The sequence below is a fragment of the Bacillus sp. FSL M8-0256 genome, from assembly GCF_038005765.1.
GTDB classification, from domain to species: domain Bacteria; phylum Bacillota; class Bacilli; order Bacillales; family Bacillaceae; genus Bacillus; species Bacillus safensis.
This window is the reverse complement of the sequence record NZ_JBBOTU010000001.1, coordinates 3,220,231-3,240,326: the sequence shown is the minus strand read 5'-3', so window position 1 is coordinate 3,240,326 and position 20,096 is coordinate 3,220,231. Positions and strand designations below refer to the sequence as shown.

The window sequence follows — 20,096 nt, the reverse complement described above, 5'->3', positions numbered from 1 at the left end:
AATGTGTCTATTTTTTGTCTAAATGTGTTTGTAAGAGTTGAAAATGCAAGATTATCCTGTTAAAATAATTAAAGAAAGCAGGGATTGATTTTTTTTGGCTGTGGCGGGACGTTTTTTGTCACAGTGGGACGTTTTTAGTCCAACGTGAAAAGGAAGGGTCGTTAGCCATGAATCGTTTATTGGAAGCTCAAAAAAAATTATTGCCAGATCTTCTCATTGTTATGCAAAAACGCTACGACATTTTGCAGTACATCAGATTAGCTGAACCGATTGGCCGCAGAAGTCTTGCGACAAGTCTTGGTCTCAGTGAGCGCATCTTACGTGCTGAAGTTCAGTTTTTAAAAGAACAAAATCTGCTGGATGTGAAAACGAGCGGTATGATGCTGACGAGTGAGGGTCACGCTTTGCTTGAAATGCTTGAAGGAATGATGAAGGACGTTTTAGGTTTAACCTTTTTGGAAAATACATTAAAGAGAAAGTTAGGCCTGGAAGAAGTCATGATCGTTTCTGGAGACAGTGACGAATCCCCGTGGGTGAAGCAAGAAATGGGAAGAGCTGCTGTCCAATGCATGAAAAAAAGGTTTACTGGAAATAATATCGTCGCCGTCACTGGCGGAACGACGATGGAAGCCGTTGCCGAAATGATGACCCCTGATGCCAAAAACCGCAATACGATGTTTGTCCCTGCGAGAGGCGGTCTTGGGGAGAATGTAAAAAATCAGGCAAACACCATTTGTGCCCACATGGCTGAAAAAGCTTCCGGTACTTACAAACTGCTGTTTGTTCCAGGGCAGCTGTCAGAAGGTGCTTACTCTTCCATTATTGAAGAGCCGTCCGTCAAAGAAGTGCTTCAAACGATTAAATCGTCCACGATGCTTATTCATGGTATTGGTGAAGCAAAAACAATGGCGATGAGACGAAATACACCAGCTGAAGATTTAAAAAAGATTGATGAGCATGACGCAGTGACAGAGGCCTTTGGCTATTACTTTAATCGTGATGGTGAGGTTGTACACAAAGTGCACTCCGTCGGCATGCAGCTAGATGATCTAGAAAGCATTCCACACATCATTGCTGTTGCAGGTGGATCATCAAAGGCGGGGGCGATTGAAGCTTATTTCAAAAAACCGCGCCGAACGGTTCTCGTCACAGACGAAGGAGCCGCAAAAGAGTTATTAAGGGAGTCAATTGATCCCTCAATATAAAACATTGTGACCTATAAAAGGAGGAAACATCATGGCAGTAAAAGTCGGTATTAACGGATTTGGACGTATTGGACGTAACGTATTTCGTGCAGCATTAAATAATCCTGAAGTTGAGGTAGTAGCGGTTAACGATCTAACAGATGCTAACATGCTTGCACACCTTTTACAATATGACTCTGTTCACGGAAAACTAGATGCAGAGGTTTCTGTAGACGGTACAAACTTAGTAGTGAACGGTAAAACAATCGAAGTATCAGCTGAACGTGACCCTGCGAAATTAAGCTGGGGTAAACAAGGCGTAGAAATCGTTGTTGAATCTACTGGATTCTTCACAAAACGTGCAGACGCTGCTAAACACTTAGAAGCTGGCGCTAAAAAAGTCATCATCTCTGCTCCTGCTAACGAAGAAGATATCACAATCGTTATGGGTGTAAACGAAGACAAATACGATGCAGCTAGCCACGATGTCATCTCTAATGCATCTTGTACGACAAACTGCTTAGCACCATTTGCAAAAGTACTTAACGATAAATTTGGTATCAAACGCGGTATGATGACAACTGTTCACTCATACACAAATGACCAGCAAATTCTTGATCTTCCGCACAAAGACTACCGTCGTGCTCGTGCAGCTGCGGAAAACATTATCCCAACTTCTACAGGTGCTGCGAAAGCTGTTTCACTTGTATTGCCTGAACTTAAAGGTAAATTAAACGGTGGCGCTATGCGTGTTCCAACACCTAACGTTTCTTTAGTTGACCTTGTTGCTGAATTAAACCAAGATGTAACAGCTGAAGACGTAAATGCAGCACTTAAAGAAGCAGCTGAAGGAGAACTTAAAGGAATCCTTGGCTACAGCGAAGAGCCATTAGTATCTGGTGACTACAATGGTAATGCAAACTCTTCAACAATCGATGCTCTTTCTACAATGGTAATGGAAGGCAGCATGGTGAAAGTAATCTCTTGGTACGATAACGAGAGCGGATATTCTCACCGCGTTGTTGACCTTGCAGCTTACATTGCAAAACAAGGTCTTTAATTTCTCACACTGAAGGAACTCACTTGGTTCTTTCCTAGAGACACGATATAATGAAGACGGACAAGGGAAGGGGAAGCATCCCTTTCCCTTTTTCTCTGTTTTTATCCGTTCTGCACGATTTCTCGTTTTGATGAGGGCAAAATGGGAAAAGGATAAAGAGAGTCTTGTCCAATGCGTAAGGAAACCAGAATAAAGGAGGATCTCCTGACGAGCATGAATAAGAAATCAGTAAAAGACATTGACGTAAAAGGTAAAGTTGTGTTCTGCCGCGTAGATTTTAACGTTCCGATGAAGGACGGAGAAGTGACGGATGATACTCGTATCCGCGCAGCATTACCAACAATTGAGTATTTAACAGGACAAGGCGCAAAGGTACTGCTAGCTAGTCATTTGGGTCGTCCGAAGGGTCAAGTTACTGAAGAACTGCGTCTGACACCTGTGGCAAAACGTCTGCAAGAGCTTCTTGGAAAAGAAGTGAAAAAAGCAGATGAAGCTTACGGCGACAACGTGAAAAAGCAAATCTCTGATTTAAAAGAAGGAGATGTGCTAGTGCTTGAAAACGTTCGTTTCTATCCTGGTGAAGAAAAGAACGATCCTGAATTATCAAAAGCATTTGCTGATTTAGCCGATGTGTATGTCAATGATGCGTTCGGTGCTGCACACCGTGCACATGCATCGACAGCTGGTATTGCAGCTTATCTTCCGGCTGTTTCAGGCTTCCTCATGCAAAAAGAGCTTGAGGTTCTAGGGAAAGCCATTTCAAATCCTGATCGCCCATTTACAGCGATTATCGGCGGCGCAAAGGTAAAGGATAAAATCGGTGTGATTGAAAGTCTTCTTGATAAAGTGGACAACCTCATCATCGGCGGCGGACTTGCTTACACATTTGTGAAAGCACTTGGCCACGAGGTAGGGAAATCTCTATTAGAAGAAGACAAAGTCGATTTAGCGAAATCCTTTATGGACCGTGCAAAAGAAAAAGGCGTGAACTTCCTGATTCCAACAGATGTTCTGGTAGCCGACGACTTTTCAAATGATGCGAATACAAGCATTGTGCCAATCTCTGAAATTCCAAGTGATCTAGAAGCACTTGATATTGGAACAGAGACAAGAGAAAAGTATGCTGACGTTATTAAAAACAGCAAACTTGTTGTCTGGAACGGACCAATGGGTGTATTTGAAATCGATGCATTCGCTAAAGGAACAAAAGCTATCGCAGAAGCACTGGCAGAAGCAAAAGATACATATTCTGTCATTGGTGGTGGAGATTCAGCAGCAGCTGTTGAGAAATTTGGTCTTGCCGATCAGATGAGCCATATTTCTACAGGCGGCGGCGCTTCACTTGAATTTATGGAAGGCAAAGAACTTCCTGGTGTTACTGCATTAAACGATAAATAAGACCAAAACTGCTATAAGGAAGTGTCAATCATGAGAAAACCAATTATAGCTGGGAACTGGAAAATGAACAAAACACTTGGCGAAGCAGTCAGCTTCGTTGAAGAAGTCAAGTCATCTATTCCATCTCCTGACAAAGTGGAATCCATTGTCTGTGCGCCAGCTCTTTTCCTTGAAAAGCTAAACAGCCTATCAAACGGAACAGACCTTAAAATTGGTGCACAAAACATGCACTTTGAAGAAAATGGTGCATTCACTGGTGAAATCAGCCCTGCTGCTTTAAAAGATTTACGCATCGGCTATTCAGTGATTGGGCATTCAGAGCGTCGTGAATTCTTTGCTGAAACAGATGAAACAGTGAACAAAAAAGCACATGCTGCATTCAAGCATGGCATCGTTCCAATCATTTGTGTAGGTGAAACGCTTGAAGAGCGTGAAGCTGGCAAAACAAATGAACTTGTCGCTGATCAAGTGAAGAAAGCACTAGCTGGTTTAACGAAGCAGCAAGTCGCTGAATCTGTGATTGCATATGAGCCAATCTGGGCTATCGGTACAGGAAAATCTTCTACAGCGAAAGATGCAAACGACGTTTGCGCACACATCCGCCAAACCGTTGCAAGCGAATTTGGTCAAGAAGCGGCAGACAGCCTTCGCATTCAATATGGCGGAAGCGTGAAGCCGGCAAATATTAAAGAATATATGGCAGAATCCGATATTGACGGTGCTTTGGTAGGCGGCGCAAGCTTAGAACCTCAGTCTTTCGTTCAATTATTGGAGGAAGGTCAATATGAGTAAGAAACCAGCTGCATTAATCATCTTAGACGGGTTCGGTTTAAGAGGCGAAACAGTCGGTAACGCTGTCGCACAAGCAAAAAAACCGAACTTTGACCGCTACTGGAACGAATTTCCGCATCAAACCTTAACGGCTTCAGGTGAGGCAGTAGGTCTACCGGAAGGTCAAATGGGGAACTCTGAAGTTGGGCATTTGAACATCGGTGCAGGACGCATTGTGTATCAAAGCTTAACAAGGGTGAATGTTGCCATTCGTGAAGGGGAATTTGAGAAAAACGAAACGTTCCTAGATGCAATGACGTATGCAAAAGAGAATGACAAGGCGCTTCATTTATTTGGACTCTTGTCAGACGGCGGTGTGCACAGTCACATCCAGCATCTTTTTGCCCTGCTGAAGCTGGCGAAAAAAGAAGGCTTAACAAAGGTATACATTCATGGTTTCTTGGACGGACGTGATGTTGGTCAGAAGACAGCCAAAGTGTACTTAAAACAGCTGGAAGAACAAATCAAAGAAATCGGTGTCGGTGAAGTGGCAACACTTTCAGGACGCTATTACTCAATGGACCGTGACAAACGCTGGGATCGTGTGGAGAAAGCGTACCGTGCGATGGCATATGGTGAAGGGCCAAGCTATCAAAACATCTATGATGTCGTTGATGACTCCTATGAAAATGGAATCTACGATGAATTCGTTATTCCATCTGTCATTACGAGAGAAAATGGTGAGCCGGTTGCCAAAGTAAACGACGGCGACTCTGTGATTTTTTATAACTTCCGTCCAGACCGTGCCATCCAAATCTCAAACACTTTCACAAATGCAGATTTCCGCTCGTTTGACCGCGGAGAAGCTCATCCGAAGAATTTACACTTCGTCTGCTTCACACACTTCAGTGAAACGGTTGATGGCTATGTTGCCTTCAAACCAGTGAATTTGGATAACACGGTAGGAGAAGTGCTTTCTCAAAACGGATTGAAACAGCTACGGATTGCTGAAACAGAGAAATATCCTCATGTCACGTTCTTTATGAGCGGTGGACGTGAAGAAGAATTTCCTGGTGAAGACCGCATCTTAATCAATTCACCAGATGTAGCCACCTATGACCTCAAGCCGGAAATGAGTGCTTACGAGGTAAAGGATGCACTTGTTGCAGACATCAATGCTGACAAGCATGATGCGATCATTCTGAACTTTGCTAACCCGGATATGGTTGGTCATTCAGGTATGCTCGAGCCAACAATCAAAGCCATTGAAGCAGTAGATGAGTGCTTAGGAGCTGTAGTCGACGCAATCCTGGCAAAAGGCGGACATGCCATCATCACGGCAGACCACGGTAACGCAGACGTGCTGATTACCGAAGAAGGAAAGCCGCATACTGCACATACAACGAATCCTGTACCAGTCATCGTGACGAAAAAAGGTGCGACGCTTAGAGAAGGCGGCATTTTAGCTGATCTATCTCCAACGCTTTTAGACTTACTTGGTCTTGAAAAACCAAAAGAGATGACAGGAACATCATTAATTCAGAAATAAAAAAATTGATTCAAAAGGAGAGAAATAACGATGCCATACATTGTTGACGTATATGCACGCGAAGTATTAGACTCTCGCGGTAACCCAACAGTTGAAGTAGAAGTTTACACAGAATCTGGCGGCTTTGGCCGTGCGCTTGTTCCAAGTGGTGCTTCTACTGGTGAATATGAAGCAGTAGAACTACGTGACGGAGACAAAGACCGTTACCTTGGAAAAGGTGTTCTGACAGCTGTAAACAACGTAAACGAAATCATTGCACCAGAGCTTTTAGGCTTTGATGTAACAGAACAAGTAGCGATTGACAAAATGTTAATCGAACTTGACGGAACAGAAAACAAAGGGAAATTAGGCGCAAACGCAATCCTTGGCGTATCTATCGCTGTAGCACGTGCGGCTGCTGATTTCTTACAAATTCCACTTTATCAATACCTTGGTGGATTCAACTCCAAAACGCTTCCAGTACCAATGATGAACATCGTCAACGGTGGAGAGCATGCGGATAACAACGTAGACATTCAAGAATTCATGATTATGCCTGTAGGTGCACCGAACTTCCGTGAAGCACTTCGCATGGGCGCTCAAATCTTCCATAGCTTGAAATCTGTATTAAGCGCAAAAGGCTTAAACACAGCTGTAGGTGATGAAGGTGGATTCGCTCCAAACCTTGGTTCTAACGAAGAAGCACTTCAAACAATCGTTGAAGCGATCGAAAAAGCTGGCTTCAAACCAGGTGAAGAAGTGAAACTTGCAATGGATGCTGCATCTTCTGAGTTCTACAACAAAGAAGACGGTAAATATCATTTATCAGGCGAAGGTGTTGTGAAAACATCTGCTGAAATGGTTGACTGGTATGAAGATATGGTATCGAAATACCCAATCATCTCTATCGAAGACGGCCTTGATGAAAACGACTGGGAAGGTCACAAACTATTAACTGAGCGCCTTGGCAGCAAGGTTCAGCTAGTAGGAGACGACTTGTTCGTTACAAATACGAAGAAGCTATCTGAAGGAATCAAAAACGGCGTTGGTAACTCAATCCTGATCAAAGTAAACCAAATCGGTACATTAACTGAAACATTTGATGCAATCGAAATGGCAAAACGCGCAGGATACACAGCTGTTATCTCTCACCGTTCTGGTGAAACTGAAGACAGCACGATTGCAGACATCGCTGTTGCAACAAACGCTGGACAAATCAAAACAGGTGCTCCGTCTCGTACGGACCGTGTGGCGAAATACAACCAATTACTTCGCATCGAAGATCAATTGGCTGAAACAGCACAATATCACGGCATTGCAACATTCTATAACTTGAATAAATAATGTCAGCTATGCGCTGCGTTCCGCTCTTTCATGAGAGCGGGGCGCAGCGTTTTTTTGTGTTAAGCGAAATCCGCTGGCTGATTCATTTGACTTATCCTATTTCTGTAAAAAATCCTCCTTCAGTTAGAGAAGAAGGCAAAATCCCCTCCATTTATAAGCACTAAATCATGAAAAATCGACTAAAAATATGATCTAAAATGAACTTATGCTTTCTGTAAGGGGGTGGTATCATTTTACATATATTAGGGGGTGATGAGATGCTGAATCCTTTTAGCCTTCGTTTTCCAGTAGGTGTATATATGTATGTTCTTCACCTATTGGCGGCATATGATGAAAGGAAGCAACGAATTCTAACTTCTAAGAATGTACAGAAAAACGCATTTTGGATTTATGTCCTTGCCGCTATATTGGGCATTATTTCACTTGGAGCATTGATTTGGGCATGCAAGACCTTTGGACGAGGCTCCAAATTTTTAGGTGAGTTCAAATTATTAGGCATGTACGTTAAAATCCAGTGCGGTTTTTAACAGGGATGAGAACAGATGCAAGGGCATCTGTTCTATCTGAAACAAACGGAGGGATATGATGCTGACATTACGATTAAAAGAAAAAACATATAGCCGCACCTTCTCTCTCCGTAATATTCAAATGAATGTCGAGAAAGGGCAGATGCTGCTGCTTTTGGGGCATAATGGTGCGGGAAAGACGACGATAATCCAATCCATGTTTGGGCTGACGCCATTTAAAGGATGCGTCACTTTACATGGTAAACAGCTGAACCTTCAATCCTCAGAACATATCTCCTTGTTGAAAAAACATGTTTCCTATATTCCTGACGAGCATTCGTTGTTCGATTATTTATCACCGAGGGAATACTTTCAATTACTTCAGCTGCCAAATGAGCAAGATGTCACACGGGAAGAGACGTTCATTGATCTGTTTGAGCTGGGTTCGTATATGGATCAGCCTATCGCTCAGCTGTCTCATGGCAATCAAAAGAAAACGCAGATCATTTCACAGCTCCTCAGGCCATGTGATTATTATGTGTTCGATGAGCCAACGAACGGTCTTGATCCAGATATGATGATCATCTTAAAAAAGGTGCTTATGAAGCTGAGAGATCAAGGCGCTGGCATTCTCATTTCAACCCATCATTTGAGCTTTGGTGATACGCTTTATGACCATCTCATGATCTTAAGAAATGGGGACGTCAAGCTGGATATGTCCCGCCAAGAAACGACTCAGACATTTCCTCATCAGGCACTTGAAGAGATTTATAAAGAAATGAATCGAGATTACTATATGCAGGTGGAGAGGTTACTCAATGATTTGGACACGACACGTTCTTCATAAAATAGAATGGGGGATGCTGACAACGAAAGGAAAGCAGCTCGCAAAAAAGTACCCTATACAGCTTCTCGCAGCCGCGGTTTTTTTCTTGCTCATGTATGCGATATACGTCGTCATCAGCCTGCGCTTTTTCATGCAGGCGGGAGAAAGTGAGCCGGCTGCTCTATATCTCCAATTGATGAAAATGACGCTTTTACTTTTAGGCGCAGGTATTGTGTTATCCCGCAATAAATTAAAGCGTCAGGAATATCAATTCTACTTTTTGAATAGTGCGATACAAAGTGTGCCATTTGTCCTTTGTGTGTATTTCTTTCCGATGCTCTTTTGTTTTCTCATGGTAGGACTGCTTTTTTTACCGATTGTCTTAGGCCTTTTGATCAGCGGTGTTACGCCATCTTTGTATTGGATAACGGCTGTATGCATAACTTGCTGTGTACTGGCGCTGCTTGCACTTGCTTCTTGGATGGTGATGCGGATTGCTGTGAGCCGTTTCGTCTCAAAAACAAAAGAGCATTTGCTGCTGCAAACGCTCGGCTTTGCGGTGCTGAATCTATTGGTGTTTCTCCTTTTGAAAAAAGCAATGGAAATGATCCGAGTATGGCCATTAGTCTATCTCATATTTCTCGTGATCCTTCTAAGCGCTGGCTGGCTATGGCTGAAGGGGTTAGCGGCTTCTTATGTCCATCAGATGTTTTTGCAGCTGAAAACAGAGGTAAAGTCGTTTTCTTACAAGAAAATCAGAACGAAATCTTCCTTTCTGACGCACCTGCGGCAGGAATTGGTCTATTTCAGCCGGTCAGCTGTTTTTAAAGAACAGGGCATTTTGTTTTTATTTCTCGTTTGTTTGACTGCGGGGCTGCCTATTGTTTTTACACCTGTAGAAACCGGCTGGATGTATGCCTTTATTGTGCAGTATGCATTAAAGGAAATATTGATCATGCTTCCACTGATGATTGGCAGAGAATATCATATGAATCAAAGGGCCATCTTTATGTTAAATACATCAAAGGGTGCTTATTTATTGTCGAGAATTTTATTTTATTACGCTATTAATTTGTTGATATATTTTGTGTTTATTGGGTTTGCATCTATGGTGATAGGTATTGAAAGTGAAGGTCATGGTCTCGCAAGTTTGTCCATTTTGTTGATCACTGCCATGGCGGCCTGTACAGGGTTTATCGTGAAGATCAGAGAGTTTAATAAACTGTTTGTCATCGTGATGATGATTGCTGTATTCAGCTTCATCGATATGCTTTTATTGAAGTGGCTTTCAGCAGATGTGTATCTTCTCGCCACCGCCTATCTGTTAGGTTCACTTGCATTTTATAGCTGTATATATACGGTCATGTTAAAGAGGCCTGTCTTGCGATGATAGAACTTGTGTGTAGTTTCCTAGCGGTTGTGATGATACATGAACTCGGTCATATGCTGATGATCATGTTGTGTAACAAGATCGAAAAAAGGCCGCTCTTTGATTTTGTGATCACGATTGATTGGAAGCATGTGGCGGTCGTCCATGAGAAATTTGTCCGGCCGAGCTTCAATATGATAGTGGCACTTGCAGGCCCGCTCTTTCCAGTGCTTTGTTCGCTTGTGCTTTTTATGATATGGAAGCATCCTGTTAGTCATCAGCTGCTGTTTTTTTCTTTACTGAATACGGTGATGCTGCATCCAGCTTGCCCTGACGGAAAAAATATCACAGCCAGTTTAAAAGAGATGAAGGAGAGAAAGAGATGATCAAAGTATTTCATTCGTTTTCCAGCGGTATAACACTTGCGATGCTGTATATATTTGCTGTGTTTATGACCCCTGTTTTTTTACTGCTGCTAGAGGTCAATCATGTTGAATCAAGACCAACATTGTTTGGCATGCCATTTTATATCATGAAAATTGAAGAGTATCAATTCAGTTCGGAGGCGACGCTTTTTGGATGTGTGGTCTGCTTTTTAGCTGGCGCCGTGCTTTATTTCTTCATTCAATATGTGAAGCATGTGGTAAAAAAACGCAGAACATAAAAAAACAGACGGACGGAACAAAACATCAGTCTGCTTGCAAAGTGAGTGACAGCCGTACCATATCCATACACTGAATGCCATTTTCAAAAATCGGTTCATCATAATGCTTAAGAAAGAAATCGTGGTCAATAGATGTCATGCGGAAGCCGCATTTCTGATAAAGTGCGAGCTGCTGAATGCTCGAGTTGCCTGTGCCGATTTCAACCGTGTGAAAACCTGCGGATTTCGCTTCAGCAATGGCATGGCGGATCAGCTGCTTCCCAATTCCTTTTCCTTGCCATGATTCCTTCACGGCGACATTGATGATTTCGACTGTCTGTTGAGACAGAGATAAAAGCACATAGACACCAATCACGTCCTGATCATGATACGCGGCATAACAAGAGCCGGATTGCACATAAGTAAGAACCTTTTCCTTTGAAGGATCAGCTAAGAGTAAAAGATCCATAGGGACGGATTGATCACCTGACAATGGCCGAATGTGTATCATGTTTTTTCATCCTTTCTATTCTTTAATATATCCTTGTTTCACACCCCAATCATATTGATCCTGTACCCATTGTGAGGGCGGATTGTGAGTGACATTTGGATCTTTTTTTACAGTTGGTTGCCTTGCAGCCTGTGCGCTCTGTTTATTCGCTTGAGCAGTGGCTTTCGCTGCTGTCAGCTCTTTTTGAAGCTGGTCAATTTTTGCCTCAAGTATTTTACGCTGCTTGACTTCTTTTTGATAGGCTTTCTTTTCGTTTTTGAGCTTTTTGGTGATGGTAGACAGTTTCTTTTTTTGATCTTCGTTTTCATGCTTCATATCCGCTTGATCTGATGTTAACTTCGAAAGCTGCTCATCGTTCGTTTTGCTTTCTTGCTGATATTTTTCCTCAGCTGCTTTGATGGTCTGCTGCTGCCAAACCATCCAGCCGGCTGCTCCTAAAACCGCAACAGATAGAAGGATAATGGTGATCGTTTTCTTCATGTGTCATTCCCCTTTCTATAAAACCTTTATTATCATCGGTTAAATATATACAGGTTTTAACATCACAAGGGAATATTCACATCAGATTGGCAGACACTATGAAAAAAGGAGGGTGTCTGTTGATTTCCTTTATGATTCATGTCGTGGTCTCATTATTTGCTGTATCAAACCCTATTGGAAACGTGCCTCTTTTCATCACTTTAACAGAGGGATATACAGAGAAAGAACGCTCCCAGACAGCCAAAAAAGCCATTGTGGTCTCTTTCATTATTCTTGTTGCCTTTCTATTGGCAGGGAGGCTCATTTTCAAATTGTTTGGTATCGATATTCATGCACTCCGTATCGCCGGAGGTATTTTTATTTTTGGTATCGCTTACAATTTACTGAATGCAAAGGAGTCACATGTCCAAAATCCTCATTCTGAGGAAAAGGCAGAAAGCATAGAAAAGGCGGATGTTTCCGTTACGCCGCTGGCGATTCCGATCATCGCTGGTCCCGGTACAATCGCTACAGTGATGAGTTTAACCCCGGGAAGTCAAGGGATGCTTCACATGTTTACGATTTTAATCGGCATTGTCATCGTTCTGGCAATGACCTTTTATGCCTTTCATTATTCAAGTTTCATTATGCGGAAAATGGGGAAAACAGAGATGAATGTCGTGACGCGGTTAATGGGATTAATTCTTGCTGTAGTGGCAGTTGAAATGATCGGTGCAGGCTTAAAAGGGATGTTTCCAATGTTTATGCAATAAGTGTATATAAAAAAGCTGTTTTTTTCTACAATGATGTAAAATAAAACAGCTTTTTTTAAGGTTTCGGCACATGCTTAAACACTTCTTCACTTTCAAAGAATTCAATTAAGCGGCTAATCCAATCATAGTAATCAAGACTTTCCTTGATTTCTGAAAGAAGCAGATTGATTTTATCCTCTGTCTCTTCTGGCAGGTCGTCCTGTTCAAGCAGCTCCAGCAATTCCTTGCACGTTTTCTTATGTGCCTTGCGGTTTTTGCTGACAACTCGGGACCAATTGGCTGCAAACAAGGAAATAAACGTTTGGTATTGATCTTGCTCAACGTCATATAGATCTTTACGTATTCCTTTTTCATAAACCTTTTCCGCAATATTCAAATCAAGCATTTCTCGAACGACTTGACTCATTCTCGTTTTGCTCATGCCTGTCGCCTCTGATAGCTCTCCAAGCGTCATTGGTTTACGGTTCATGTGAATGATACCAAGCACTCTACCCACTGTAGAAGAAAGACCAAAGGCATTCATGTTCTCGGCAGCTTTTTCAATATAATGATCCTGTGCTTTTTGAATGGCACCTAACGCTTGCTTGTCCACTCCCCGATTCATCCCTTCACGACTGACAATTTGTAACACAATATATCATATACCTGTTTGTTGATGAAAACAATAAATATTGAGTATTTGCTCGTAATTTGGAGGAAAAAGGAGAGATCTCTATCTATCAGGCCGTTAACTGAAAATTTTAAATAAATGTTATGCAATACAAACACATCATAAACTTTTTATTTTATAAAGTTTGCACTATAATAAATAAGGTGTAAATTTTCTGAAAATATTGATCCGACTAATGGAGGTGTCTCATTTGCTGAAACTAGAGAATGTATCTAAGACGTATAAAGGCGGAAAAAAAGCTGTCAAAAATATTGATTTAGAAATAGCAAAAGGAGAATTTATTTGTTTTATTGGACCGAGTGGCTGTGGTAAAACAACAACCATGAAGATGATTAACCGACTCATCGAACCTTCCTCAGGAAACATCTTCATCGAGGGAGAAAACATTATGAAAAAAGATCCAGTTCAATTAAGAAGAGAAATTGGCTATGTGATTCAGCAAATTGGACTGTTCCCCCATATGACCATCGCACAAAACATTTCACTTGTTCCGAAGCTGTTAAAATGGCCGGAAGAAAAACGAAAAGAACGGGCACGTGAACTGCTGAAGCTTGTCGACATGGGACCGGAATATTTAGAGCGCTACCCTCATGAACTCAGCGGAGGACAGCAGCAGCGCATCGGTGTTCTTCGCGCACTAGCAGCGGAACCCCCTCTGATCCTCATGGATGAACCATTTGGCGCACTTGATCCAATCACACGAGATTCATTGCAGGAAGAATTTAAGAAACTGCAAAAAACGTTAAATAAAACCATCGTATTCGTCACACATGACATGGACGAAGCTATTAAACTAGCTGATCGAATTGTGATTTTAAAAGATGGAGAGATTGTTCAAGTAGGTACGCCTGACGATATTCTGCGGAACCCAGCCAATGAATTCGTAGAAGAATTCATCGGCAAAGAACGTCTGCTTCAATCAAATCCGAATATGGAACGTGTAGAACAAATGATGAACACGTCACCAGTCACCGTTACAGTTGAAAAAACATTAACAGATGCCATCTACATCATGAGAGAAAAGCGGGTCGATTCCTTGCTTGTAGTAGATGAACATCATGTGCTAAAAGGCTATATCGATATTGAAACAATCGATGCGAACCGCAGAAAAGCAGCTTTCGTTGGTGATATTTTAAATACAGAGTTCTATACCGTACAAGAAGGTGCACTTCTAAGAGACACTGTCCGGAAAATCTTAATACGCGGCATTAAATATGTACCGGTTGTGGATGCAGAAGGGCACTTAAAAGGCATTGTGACACGTGCAAGTCTTGTAGATGTTGTGTACGACTCCATTTGGGGAGACGATACGCCGGCGGCTGTCACTGAAATGAAGTAAGGGAGGTGTACACATGGATCAAATCATCGACTTTCTAGAGAAAAATGGTGGGGAACTCCTCACAAAAATGTGGGAGCATTTATATATTTCCTTAATTGCTGTTGTGCTTGGTATTATCGTTGCCGTTCCTTTAGGTGTGGTACTCACACGAATGAAGCGAGGCGCAGGTTTTATCATCGGTATCGTGAATATCTTTCAAACACTCCCTAGTTTAGCGATTCTTGCCTTTTTTATTCCTATTTTGGGGGTTGGGAAAATACCTGCAATCGTTGCTCTCTTTTTCTATTCGGTTTTACCTATTTTAAGAAATACGTATGCCGGGGTCCAAGGTGTGAACAAAAACTTGCTTGAATCCGGTAAAGGAATCGGGATGACAACATGGGAACAAATTCGTCTTGTTGAACTCCCGCTTGCTGTACCGGTCATTATGGCAGGTGTCAGAACGTCAACGATATATTTGATTGGCTGGACAACACTTGCAGCCTTTATCGGTGGAGGCGGTCTAGGTGACTACATTTTGATTGGACTTCAGCTGTATCAGCCGGAATTTATTATTGCGGGTGCGATACCAGTCACAATTTTAGCAGTCATCATCGACCTATCATTAATGAAGCTGGAGAAAAAAGTAACACCAGAAGGCTTAAAAGGATTGAAGGAAGTTTCATAAGGAGTTGGCTTATGTGAAGAATCGAAAAACAAAATGGATCAGTGCACTGCTTGCCGGATGCTTGCTATTGATAAGCGGCTGTTCACTTCCTGGACTAGCCGGTTCCTCAGGGGGCACGCTGCGAATTGGAGCACAAAACTTTACCGAATCAGAAATTATGGCCTATATGGTTGGCGATATGATCGAACATTACACAGATAAAAAGACGACCATTGTGAAAAACCTAGGCTCCAACACTGTGCAGCAGAAAGCAATGGAAAACGGAGATGTCGACATTTCTGCGACAAGATATTCAGGCACGGATTTAACAAGCACGCTTGGAATGGATGCGGAAAAAGACCCGGAGCGTGCCATGGAGATCGTCCAAAAAGAATTTAAAAAGCGATATGATTACAAATGGTTTGATTCTTATGGATTTGATAATACGTATGCCTTTGCTGTGACGCAGAAGATGGCGAAGGAAAACAAGTTAGAAACGGTCTCTGATTTGAAAAAGAATGCGAACAATTACCGATTTGGTGTCGATAATATTTGGCTCAAAAAGAAAGGCGACGGCTATGACGGGTTCGTGAAAACATACGGAATCAAATTTGGCAGCACGTATCCGATGCAGATTGGTTTAGTCTATGATGCATTAAAAAATGAAAAAATGGATATTGTGCTTGCCTATTCAACAGATGGACGAATCAAAGCCTATAACCTTAAAATCTTAAAAGATGATAAACGGTTCTTCCCGCCATATGATGCATCACCAGTAGTCCCGGAGAAAGTCTTAAAAGAAAATCCAGGGCTTGATAAGGTGATCAACAGGCTGATCGGAAAAATCGATACAGAACAAATGCAAGAGCTGAACTATCAAGTCGACGGGGAGCTTCAAGAACCAGCAACCGTTGCGAAGAATTTCCTGAAAAAACACAATTACTTTGAGTAAGATGGGGAGGTGTCACGGCTGATGGACACACTGCAGCAATTATGGACGTATTATCAGCAGAACGGGTCATATGTTTTAGAAGAATTTTATCGCCATTTTCTCATGTCGGCGTATGGGGTGTTGTTTGCGGCAATTGTCGGGATTCCAGTAGGCATCTTTGTGGCGCATTACCGCAAGCTGAGCAATTGGATCTTCGCCGTTACCAACGTCATTCAAACGATACCGGCATTAGCGATGCTTTCCGTATTGATGCTTGTATTAGGACTTGGCGCAAATACAGTCATCCTATCACTCTTTCTGTATTCGCTTCTGCCGATCATCAGAAACACTTATACGGGCATTGTCAGCATTGAACATGCTTATTTAGAATCAGGTAAAGCGATGGGCATGACGAAATGGCAAGTGCTGAGAATGGTTGAATTACCGCTTGCTTTATCAGTCATTATGGCTGGTTTAAGAACCGCATTGGTCATTGCCATCGGTATTACAGCGATTGGAACATTTGTGGGCGCGGGAGGTCTTGGTGATATCATCATCAGAGGATCAAACGCCACAAACGGAACAGCCATCATTTTAGCAGGTGCGATTCCAACTGCACTCATGGCTATTATGGCTGACCTTGTCATGGGCTGGCTCGAACGTTATTTAAGCCCGACAAACAAGAAAAAGGAAAGAAAAGCGTTAGCTGAAAAAAACATCACATCTGCTTAAGCGGTTGAAAAGACAAAACCTCCCTTACATCTGTAAGGGAGGTTGTTTTATGATGATCAGGCGGTTCGCATGCTTGTATTTTATGATTCAAGCGTGATCCATTCAGAGGACCACTTCGCAATTTCCTCAAAAACGGGTGCAAGTGAACGCCCCATATCTGTTAAAGAATACTCAATGCGCACGGGTGTTTCAGCAAAAACCTCCCGTTTTACAATACCTGCTGCCTCCAGCTCTTTTAATCTCTCAGATAAAACTCTTCCACTTAAATTTGTCAGAGCCGCCTCAATTTCGCTAAAGCGCTGCTGACCTGAGAGAAGCTGAAAAACAATCAGTGCCACCCAGCGTTTACTCAATAACTCAACTGCTTTTTCAAACCGCGGGCACATATCAGATTGATTCATCTTTCTTCACTCCAATCTGAACCCATTATACCGTAAATCTGTCATAAATCGGCGCAAAAAGCTTAAACATTTATGAGGACGAACGGCTGTTTAACATAAATAACAAATAGCGGTTGAGGTCCTCTATTTCTTTTTTCGAAAGGGTTGACCATATGTCACCATCAAATATTTCGAGATCATCAAGTTCATATTGCGCTGCGGCTTCCTTTATTTTGGATAAAGAAAGATCATCTTCCTCGTGCTGATGGACAGAAGAGGCCTCCTCAATATAGCCCGCAGCCTGCATCATGTCTTCATACGGTACCTTTAACGCACCAGCTAGCTTTTTAATCGTAGGAGGTTTCGGAATGCCGCGTTTCCCGTTTTCGATACGAGATATACCGGCAGCGCTGACCTCAGAATACATCGCTAATTGGTTCACCGACAGCTTCTTTTCCTCACGTAATGCTCTTAAATATGCACCAAAGTTCATCAACGCAAAACCTCACATGGTTATAGATTCGATATGTCTATTTTACTTGATTTGTTGACTATTGGCAATAAGCACACCATGAAAATATTGACATTAGTTAATGGTGGATGTACATTAGGTTTATGCCCCGCTATTTGTTCGCCTTTTTTTGGTCGATGAGCGTGAGAAAGTATTCATTCAGCTGGCTGATGTCTTGTGCGGAGAGCCTTTCCCATTTGTCTCCGTCAAAAATGGGGAGATGTTCTACATCCTTTTGAAGCGCCGTTTGATAGATTTTTAACATGGACTCATATTTCGGTTTCATTTCATGAACTTGTTCCTGTTCAATATGACCGGCAAGCAGCATTAAATCCTCATAAGGCACCTTCAAGGCGTGTGCTAATTTTTTTATGGTTAAAGGCTTTGGCACACCGCGCTTTCCATTTTCAATACGAGAAATTCCAGCAGCGCTTACACCTGAATACATGGCAAGCTGATTGACCGACATTTTTCTATTTTCTCTTAAAATGCGTAATTGTTCACCAAAGTGATTCATGACATCGAACCTCACATTTCAGTATATGACTTATTTTAGTATGATCATTGACCAAAGGAAATAGCAGAGGGGTAAAAGTGTTGACATAAGTTAATGAATCTGCTTGATGTGAGAGCCTTACATGTTGTACATAATGATTCCATAGGAGGTTGTAATGATGGTCGAAAAGATTCAGATCAGGCGGGCTTTTGTCATGCAGTATATGATCGAGAACGATATGTCGTTAAATCAGCTCGCTGATGAAATTGGCATCTCTCCTGCCACACTTAGCAGGGTATTAAATGGTCACCGAAAACCAGGACAGCTTGTCATTGGCAAAATGATTCATTACTTTGATAAAAAATTTGAAGATCTATTTTACTATGAAGATATTGACAAAAGTCAATAAATGATATCATCATCAAGGAGGAAATGTCATTGAAAAGGACTGGAATGGTCAGACACATTGATTCTCTCGGCAGAATTGTTCTGCCCTCAGAAATGCGCAAGGTACTCAATATTAAAGAAGAGCAGCTGTTAGAAATTTTCATCGAAGATCAAACCATTATGCTGAAAAAATATGATGCAGATAAGAGCTGCCTGTTAACGGGACAAGTGACGAAGTACAACAAAAGCTATGGAAATGGGAACGTGATGCTGAGTCCTGAAGGAGCTGAACGTTTGTTAGTAGAATTAAAACAGCTATTGAAGGAAGAAGCAACTCATTAAAATGTGTTTTTAACTGAAAAATTTCATATAAAAATGCTGCAATCAGCACTTTGGAACGAAATTGTATCAAAATAACGAATCAAGTCGACAATATATAGGAAATCTTTATTTTGATGTTTCGTGACATGCACCTTGTTTTCATGTAAAATAAAGTTATGTGTACCAGTTTGTCTGGAGGTGTTTTCATGCACGCATTTGTTATCACATTACTCGTAATTGTCAGTATCGCACTTATCATCGTTGTATTACTACAATCAAGTAAAAGTGCTGGACTGTCAGGCGCTATTTCAGGTGGAGCCGAGCAGCTTTTCGGTAAGCAAAAAGCGAGAGGCCTTGACTTGATTCTTCACCGATTAACGGTTATTTTGTCAGTGCTTTTCTTCATCTTAACACTTGCATTGGCATATTTAGGCGTGTAAAGCGCGAGTAACAGAAGGTCTGATCTTTTTTCAGACCTTTTTTTATTATCAGCACTCTTTTGTGTTTGTTTCATACATACAAGTGGAAAATATAAACCATATCAGAAGGAAAGGAAGTCACATCATGAAAGTTGTTACACCAAAACCATTTACGTTTAAAGGTGGAGAAAAGGCGGTGCTTCTTCTTCACGGTTTTACTGGGAATACAGCCGATGTTCGAATGCTTGGCCGTTATTTGAACGAAAGAGGATATACATGCCATGCACCTCAATATAAAGGACACGGTGTGCCGCCAGAAGAGCTTGTCCATACAGGCCCGGCTGACTGGTGGAAAGATGTAGAAGAAGGCTATCAATTCTTAAAAGATGAGGGCTATGAGGAGATTGCAGTTTGCGGACTATCCCTCGGAGGAGTTTTTTCATTGAAATTAGGTTACACTGTACCTGTAAAGGGAATTGTACCTATGTGTGCACCTATGTACATAAAAAGTGAAGAAGTCATGTACCAGGGTGTACTAGATTATGCCCGTAACTATAAGAAATTTGAGGGTAAGTCAGAGGACCAAATTGAACAAGAAATGGAAGCGTTCAAGAAAACACCAATGGATACACTGAGGAGCCTGCAAGAACTGATTGCAGATGTCAGAAACAATGTCGACATGATCTATTCACCTACTTTTGTTGTGCAGGCACGTCACGATCATATGATTAATACAGACAGTGCAAATATCATTTATAACGAAGTAGAGACAGATGATAAGCATTTGAAATGGTATGAAGAATCAGGCCATGTCATCACGCTTGATAAAGAGCGGGAGAAGGTTCATCAGGATGTCTATGCATTCTTAGAATCACTTGATTGGTCAATTTAA

26 protein-coding genes are annotated in these 20,096 nt (G+C 41.9%); 20 read left to right on the top strand and 6 right to left on the bottom strand.

Translation table 11 applies throughout. The features are described from left to right. Positions 1-167 precede the first annotated feature (167 nt). From NSQ76_RS16855 to NSQ76_RS16805, 11 genes are all read left to right on the top strand, one after another. The gene (locus tag NSQ76_RS16855) at positions 168-1,205 is read left to right on the top strand and encodes a sugar-binding transcriptional regulator (RefSeq protein ID WP_285709965.1); all 1,038 of its coding nucleotides are present in this window, start codon (positions 168-170) and stop codon (positions 1,203-1,205) included. Positions 1,206-1,236: 31 nt separating this feature from the next. After that, positions 1,237-2,244 (top strand): type I glyceraldehyde-3-phosphate dehydrogenase, encoded by a 1,008-nt coding sequence (gap, locus tag NSQ76_RS16850; RefSeq protein WP_007500174.1) that lies wholly within the window; start codon positions 1,237-1,239, stop codon positions 2,242-2,244. 213 nt (positions 2,245-2,457) lie between these two features. Next, the gene (locus NSQ76_RS16845; RefSeq protein WP_024426073.1) at positions 2,458-3,642 is read left to right on the top strand and encodes a phosphoglycerate kinase; all 1,185 of its coding nucleotides are present in this window, start codon (positions 2,458-2,460) and stop codon (positions 3,640-3,642) included. Positions 3,643-3,672: 30 nt separating this feature from the next. Continuing rightward, on the top strand, positions 3,673-4,434 hold the full coding sequence (gene tpiA / locus NSQ76_RS16840) for a triose-phosphate isomerase (RefSeq protein WP_341054988.1): 762 nt from the start codon (positions 3,673-3,675) through the stop codon (positions 4,432-4,434). Beyond that, the gene (gene gpmI / locus NSQ76_RS16835; RefSeq protein WP_024423499.1) at positions 4,427-5,962 is read left to right on the top strand and encodes a 2,3-bisphosphoglycerate-independent phosphoglycerate mutase; all 1,536 of its coding nucleotides are present in this window, start codon (positions 4,427-4,429) and stop codon (positions 5,960-5,962) included. Before tpiA ends, gpmI begins: the two co-directional genes overlap by 8 nt. Positions 5,963-5,992: 30 nt before the next feature. Beyond that, a complete protein-coding gene (gene eno, locus NSQ76_RS16830; RefSeq protein ID WP_003212752.1) occupies positions 5,993-7,285 on the top strand; it encodes a phosphopyruvate hydratase in 1,293 nt (430 codons plus the stop codon). Positions 7,286-7,542: 257 nt separating this feature from the next. Continuing rightward, positions 7,543-7,812, top strand: coding sequence for a hypothetical protein (locus NSQ76_RS16825; RefSeq protein WP_024423498.1), 270 nt, complete (start codon positions 7,543-7,545; stop codon positions 7,810-7,812). 58 nt (positions 7,813-7,870) lie between these two features. After that, positions 7,871-8,638 (top strand): ATP-binding cassette domain-containing protein, encoded by a 768-nt coding sequence (locus NSQ76_RS16820; protein ID WP_024423497.1) that lies wholly within the window; start codon positions 7,871-7,873, stop codon positions 8,636-8,638. Next, the gene (locus tag NSQ76_RS16815; RefSeq protein WP_341054985.1) at positions 8,610-10,007 is read left to right on the top strand and encodes a hypothetical protein; all 1,398 of its coding nucleotides are present in this window, start codon (positions 8,610-8,612) and stop codon (positions 10,005-10,007) included. The genes NSQ76_RS16820 and NSQ76_RS16815 overlap by 29 nt, the downstream gene beginning before the upstream one ends. After that, the gene (locus tag NSQ76_RS16810) at positions 10,004-10,372 is read left to right on the top strand and encodes a hypothetical protein (RefSeq protein WP_098677548.1); all 369 of its coding nucleotides are present in this window, start codon (positions 10,004-10,006) and stop codon (positions 10,370-10,372) included. The genes NSQ76_RS16815 and NSQ76_RS16810 overlap by 4 nt, the downstream gene beginning before the upstream one ends. Then, positions 10,369-10,650, top strand: a complete 282-nt coding sequence (locus NSQ76_RS16805; RefSeq protein WP_341054981.1) for a hypothetical protein — start codon at positions 10,369-10,371, stop codon at positions 10,648-10,650. Before NSQ76_RS16810 ends, NSQ76_RS16805 begins: the two co-directional genes overlap by 4 nt. Positions 10,651-10,675: 25 nt before the next feature. On the opposite strand, the gene NSQ76_RS16800 is transcribed toward NSQ76_RS16805, so the two are convergent. After that, the gene (locus tag NSQ76_RS16800; protein ID WP_025094042.1) at positions 10,676-11,140 is read right to left on the bottom strand and encodes a GNAT family N-acetyltransferase; all 465 of its coding nucleotides are present in this window, start codon (positions 11,138-11,140) and stop codon (positions 10,676-10,678) included. Positions 11,141-11,155: 15 nt separating this feature from the next. Next, complete coding sequence (locus NSQ76_RS16795; protein WP_326134306.1) at positions 11,156-11,620, bottom strand: hypothetical protein; 465 nt, start codon at positions 11,618-11,620, stop codon at positions 11,156-11,158. 119 nt (positions 11,621-11,739) lie between these two features. On the opposite strand from NSQ76_RS16795, the gene NSQ76_RS16790 reads away from it, so the two are divergent. After that, the gene (locus NSQ76_RS16790) at positions 11,740-12,372 is read left to right on the top strand and encodes a MarC family protein (protein WP_024423491.1); all 633 of its coding nucleotides are present in this window, start codon (positions 11,740-11,742) and stop codon (positions 12,370-12,372) included. A 55-nt stretch (positions 12,373-12,427) separates the two neighbouring features. Here NSQ76_RS16790 and NSQ76_RS16785 read toward each other — a convergent pair whose 3' ends face one another. After that, positions 12,428-12,964 (bottom strand): GbsR/MarR family transcriptional regulator, encoded by a 537-nt coding sequence (locus NSQ76_RS16785; protein WP_024426065.1) that lies wholly within the window; start codon positions 12,962-12,964, stop codon positions 12,428-12,430. A gap of 268 nt (positions 12,965-13,232) precedes the next feature. On the opposite strand from NSQ76_RS16785, the gene NSQ76_RS16780 reads away from it, so the two are divergent. Genes NSQ76_RS16780 through NSQ76_RS16765 form a run of 4 tightly spaced genes read left to right on the top strand, consistent with a single transcriptional unit; the run spans position 13,233 to position 16,690 of the window. After that, positions 13,233-14,381 (top strand): betaine/proline/choline family ABC transporter ATP-binding protein, encoded by a 1,149-nt coding sequence (locus tag NSQ76_RS16780; protein ID WP_076840049.1) that lies wholly within the window; start codon positions 13,233-13,235, stop codon positions 14,379-14,381. A gap of 13 nt (positions 14,382-14,394) precedes the next feature. Further along, the gene (locus NSQ76_RS16775) at positions 14,395-15,048 is read left to right on the top strand and encodes an ABC transporter permease (RefSeq protein ID WP_025094045.1); all 654 of its coding nucleotides are present in this window, start codon (positions 14,395-14,397) and stop codon (positions 15,046-15,048) included. 13 nt (positions 15,049-15,061) lie between these two features. Continuing rightward, positions 15,062-15,979: an osmoprotectant ABC transporter substrate-binding protein gene (locus NSQ76_RS16770; RefSeq protein WP_041107821.1), complete on the top strand. Its 918-nt coding sequence runs from the start codon at positions 15,062-15,064 to the stop codon at positions 15,977-15,979. A 21-nt stretch (positions 15,980-16,000) separates the two neighbouring features. After that, a complete protein-coding gene (locus NSQ76_RS16765) occupies positions 16,001-16,690 on the top strand; it encodes an ABC transporter permease (protein ID WP_024423486.1) in 690 nt (229 codons plus the stop codon). Positions 16,691-16,770: 80 nt separating this feature from the next. On the opposite strand, the gene NSQ76_RS16760 is transcribed toward NSQ76_RS16765, so the two are convergent. The 3 genes from NSQ76_RS16760 to NSQ76_RS16750 all read right to left on the bottom strand — a co-directional run bounded on the left by NSQ76_RS16760 (position 16,771) and on the right by NSQ76_RS16750 (position 18,098). After that, positions 16,771-17,091, bottom strand: coding sequence for a winged helix-turn-helix transcriptional regulator (locus NSQ76_RS16760; protein ID WP_024423485.1), 321 nt, complete (start codon positions 17,089-17,091; stop codon positions 16,771-16,773). 70 nt (positions 17,092-17,161) lie between these two features. Then, complete coding sequence (locus NSQ76_RS16755; protein WP_135031206.1) at positions 17,162-17,563, bottom strand: helix-turn-helix domain-containing protein; 402 nt, start codon at positions 17,561-17,563, stop codon at positions 17,162-17,164. A 130-nt stretch (positions 17,564-17,693) separates the two neighbouring features. Beyond that, positions 17,694-18,098 (bottom strand): helix-turn-helix domain-containing protein, encoded by a 405-nt coding sequence (locus tag NSQ76_RS16750; RefSeq protein ID WP_024426060.1) that lies wholly within the window; start codon positions 18,096-18,098, stop codon positions 17,694-17,696. Between the two features lie 154 nt (positions 18,099-18,252). Between NSQ76_RS16750 and NSQ76_RS16745 the strand changes: the two genes are divergently transcribed. From NSQ76_RS16745 to NSQ76_RS16730, 4 genes are all read left to right on the top strand, one after another. Further along, on the top strand, positions 18,253-18,486 hold the full coding sequence (locus NSQ76_RS16745; protein WP_024426059.1) for a helix-turn-helix domain-containing protein: 234 nt from the start codon (positions 18,253-18,255) through the stop codon (positions 18,484-18,486). 29 nt (positions 18,487-18,515) lie between these two features. Next, positions 18,516-18,806: an AbrB/MazE/SpoVT family DNA-binding domain-containing protein gene (locus NSQ76_RS16740; RefSeq protein ID WP_024423481.1), complete on the top strand. Its 291-nt coding sequence runs from the start codon at positions 18,516-18,518 to the stop codon at positions 18,804-18,806. Between the two features lie 185 nt (positions 18,807-18,991). Continuing rightward, positions 18,992-19,225 (top strand): preprotein translocase subunit SecG, encoded by a 234-nt coding sequence (gene secG / locus NSQ76_RS16735; RefSeq protein ID WP_003212746.1) that lies wholly within the window; start codon positions 18,992-18,994, stop codon positions 19,223-19,225. A gap of 124 nt (positions 19,226-19,349) precedes the next feature. Then, positions 19,350-20,096 (top strand): alpha/beta hydrolase, encoded by a 747-nt coding sequence (locus NSQ76_RS16730; protein WP_024423480.1) that lies wholly within the window; start codon positions 19,350-19,352, stop codon positions 20,094-20,096.

Excerpts from the sequence above, each read along its gene's own strand:
- NSQ76_RS16825 (WP_024423498.1), top strand. The coding sequence starts at position 7,543 with ATGCTGAATCCTTTTAGCCTTCGTTTTCCAGTAGGTGTATATATGTAT.
- eno (WP_003212752.1), top strand. The coding sequence starts at position 5,993 with ATGCCATACATTGTTGACGTATATGCACGCGAAGTATTAGACTCTCGC.
- gpmI (WP_024423499.1), top strand. The coding sequence starts at position 4,427 with ATGAGTAAGAAACCAGCTGCATTAATCATCTTAGACGGGTTCGGTTTA.
- NSQ76_RS16755 (WP_135031206.1), bottom strand. The coding sequence starts at position 17,563 with ATGAACTTTGGTGCATATTTAAGAGCATTACGTGAGGAAAAGAAGCTG.
- NSQ76_RS16820 (WP_024423497.1), top strand. The coding sequence starts at position 7,871 with ATGCTGACATTACGATTAAAAGAAAAAACATATAGCCGCACCTTCTCT.
- secG (WP_003212746.1), top strand. The coding sequence starts at position 18,992 with ATGCACGCATTTGTTATCACATTACTCGTAATTGTCAGTATCGCACTT.
- NSQ76_RS16775 (WP_025094045.1), top strand. The coding sequence starts at position 14,395 with ATGGATCAAATCATCGACTTTCTAGAGAAAAATGGTGGGGAACTCCTC.
- NSQ76_RS16810 (WP_098677548.1), top strand. The coding sequence starts at position 10,004 with ATGATAGAACTTGTGTGTAGTTTCCTAGCGGTTGTGATGATACATGAA.
- NSQ76_RS16855 (WP_285709965.1), top strand. The coding sequence starts at position 168 with ATGAATCGTTTATTGGAAGCTCAAAAAAAATTATTGCCAGATCTTCTC.
- NSQ76_RS16815 (WP_341054985.1), top strand. The coding sequence starts at position 8,610 with ATGATTTGGACACGACACGTTCTTCATAAAATAGAATGGGGGATGCTG.
- NSQ76_RS16730 (WP_024423480.1), top strand. The coding sequence starts at position 19,350 with ATGAAAGTTGTTACACCAAAACCATTTACGTTTAAAGGTGGAGAAAAG.
- NSQ76_RS16765 (WP_024423486.1), top strand. The coding sequence starts at position 16,001 with ATGGACACACTGCAGCAATTATGGACGTATTATCAGCAGAACGGGTCA.
- NSQ76_RS16800 (WP_025094042.1), bottom strand. The coding sequence starts at position 11,140 with ATGATACACATTCGGCCATTGTCAGGTGATCAATCCGTCCCTATGGAT.
- NSQ76_RS16760 (WP_024423485.1), bottom strand. The coding sequence starts at position 17,091 with ATGAATCAATCTGATATGTGCCCGCGGTTTGAAAAAGCAGTTGAGTTA.
- NSQ76_RS16845 (WP_024426073.1), top strand. The coding sequence starts at position 2,458 with ATGAATAAGAAATCAGTAAAAGACATTGACGTAAAAGGTAAAGTTGTG.
- NSQ76_RS16745 (WP_024426059.1), top strand. The coding sequence starts at position 18,253 with ATGATGGTCGAAAAGATTCAGATCAGGCGGGCTTTTGTCATGCAGTAT.
- NSQ76_RS16750 (WP_024426060.1), bottom strand. The coding sequence starts at position 18,098 with ATGAATCACTTTGGTGAACAATTACGCATTTTAAGAGAAAATAGAAAA.
- gap (WP_007500174.1), top strand. The coding sequence starts at position 1,237 with ATGGCAGTAAAAGTCGGTATTAACGGATTTGGACGTATTGGACGTAAC.
- NSQ76_RS16795 (WP_326134306.1), bottom strand. The coding sequence starts at position 11,620 with ATGAAGAAAACGATCACCATTATCCTTCTATCTGTTGCGGTTTTAGGA.
- tpiA (WP_341054988.1), top strand. The coding sequence starts at position 3,673 with ATGAGAAAACCAATTATAGCTGGGAACTGGAAAATGAACAAAACACTT.
- NSQ76_RS16805 (WP_341054981.1), top strand. The coding sequence starts at position 10,369 with ATGATCAAAGTATTTCATTCGTTTTCCAGCGGTATAACACTTGCGATG.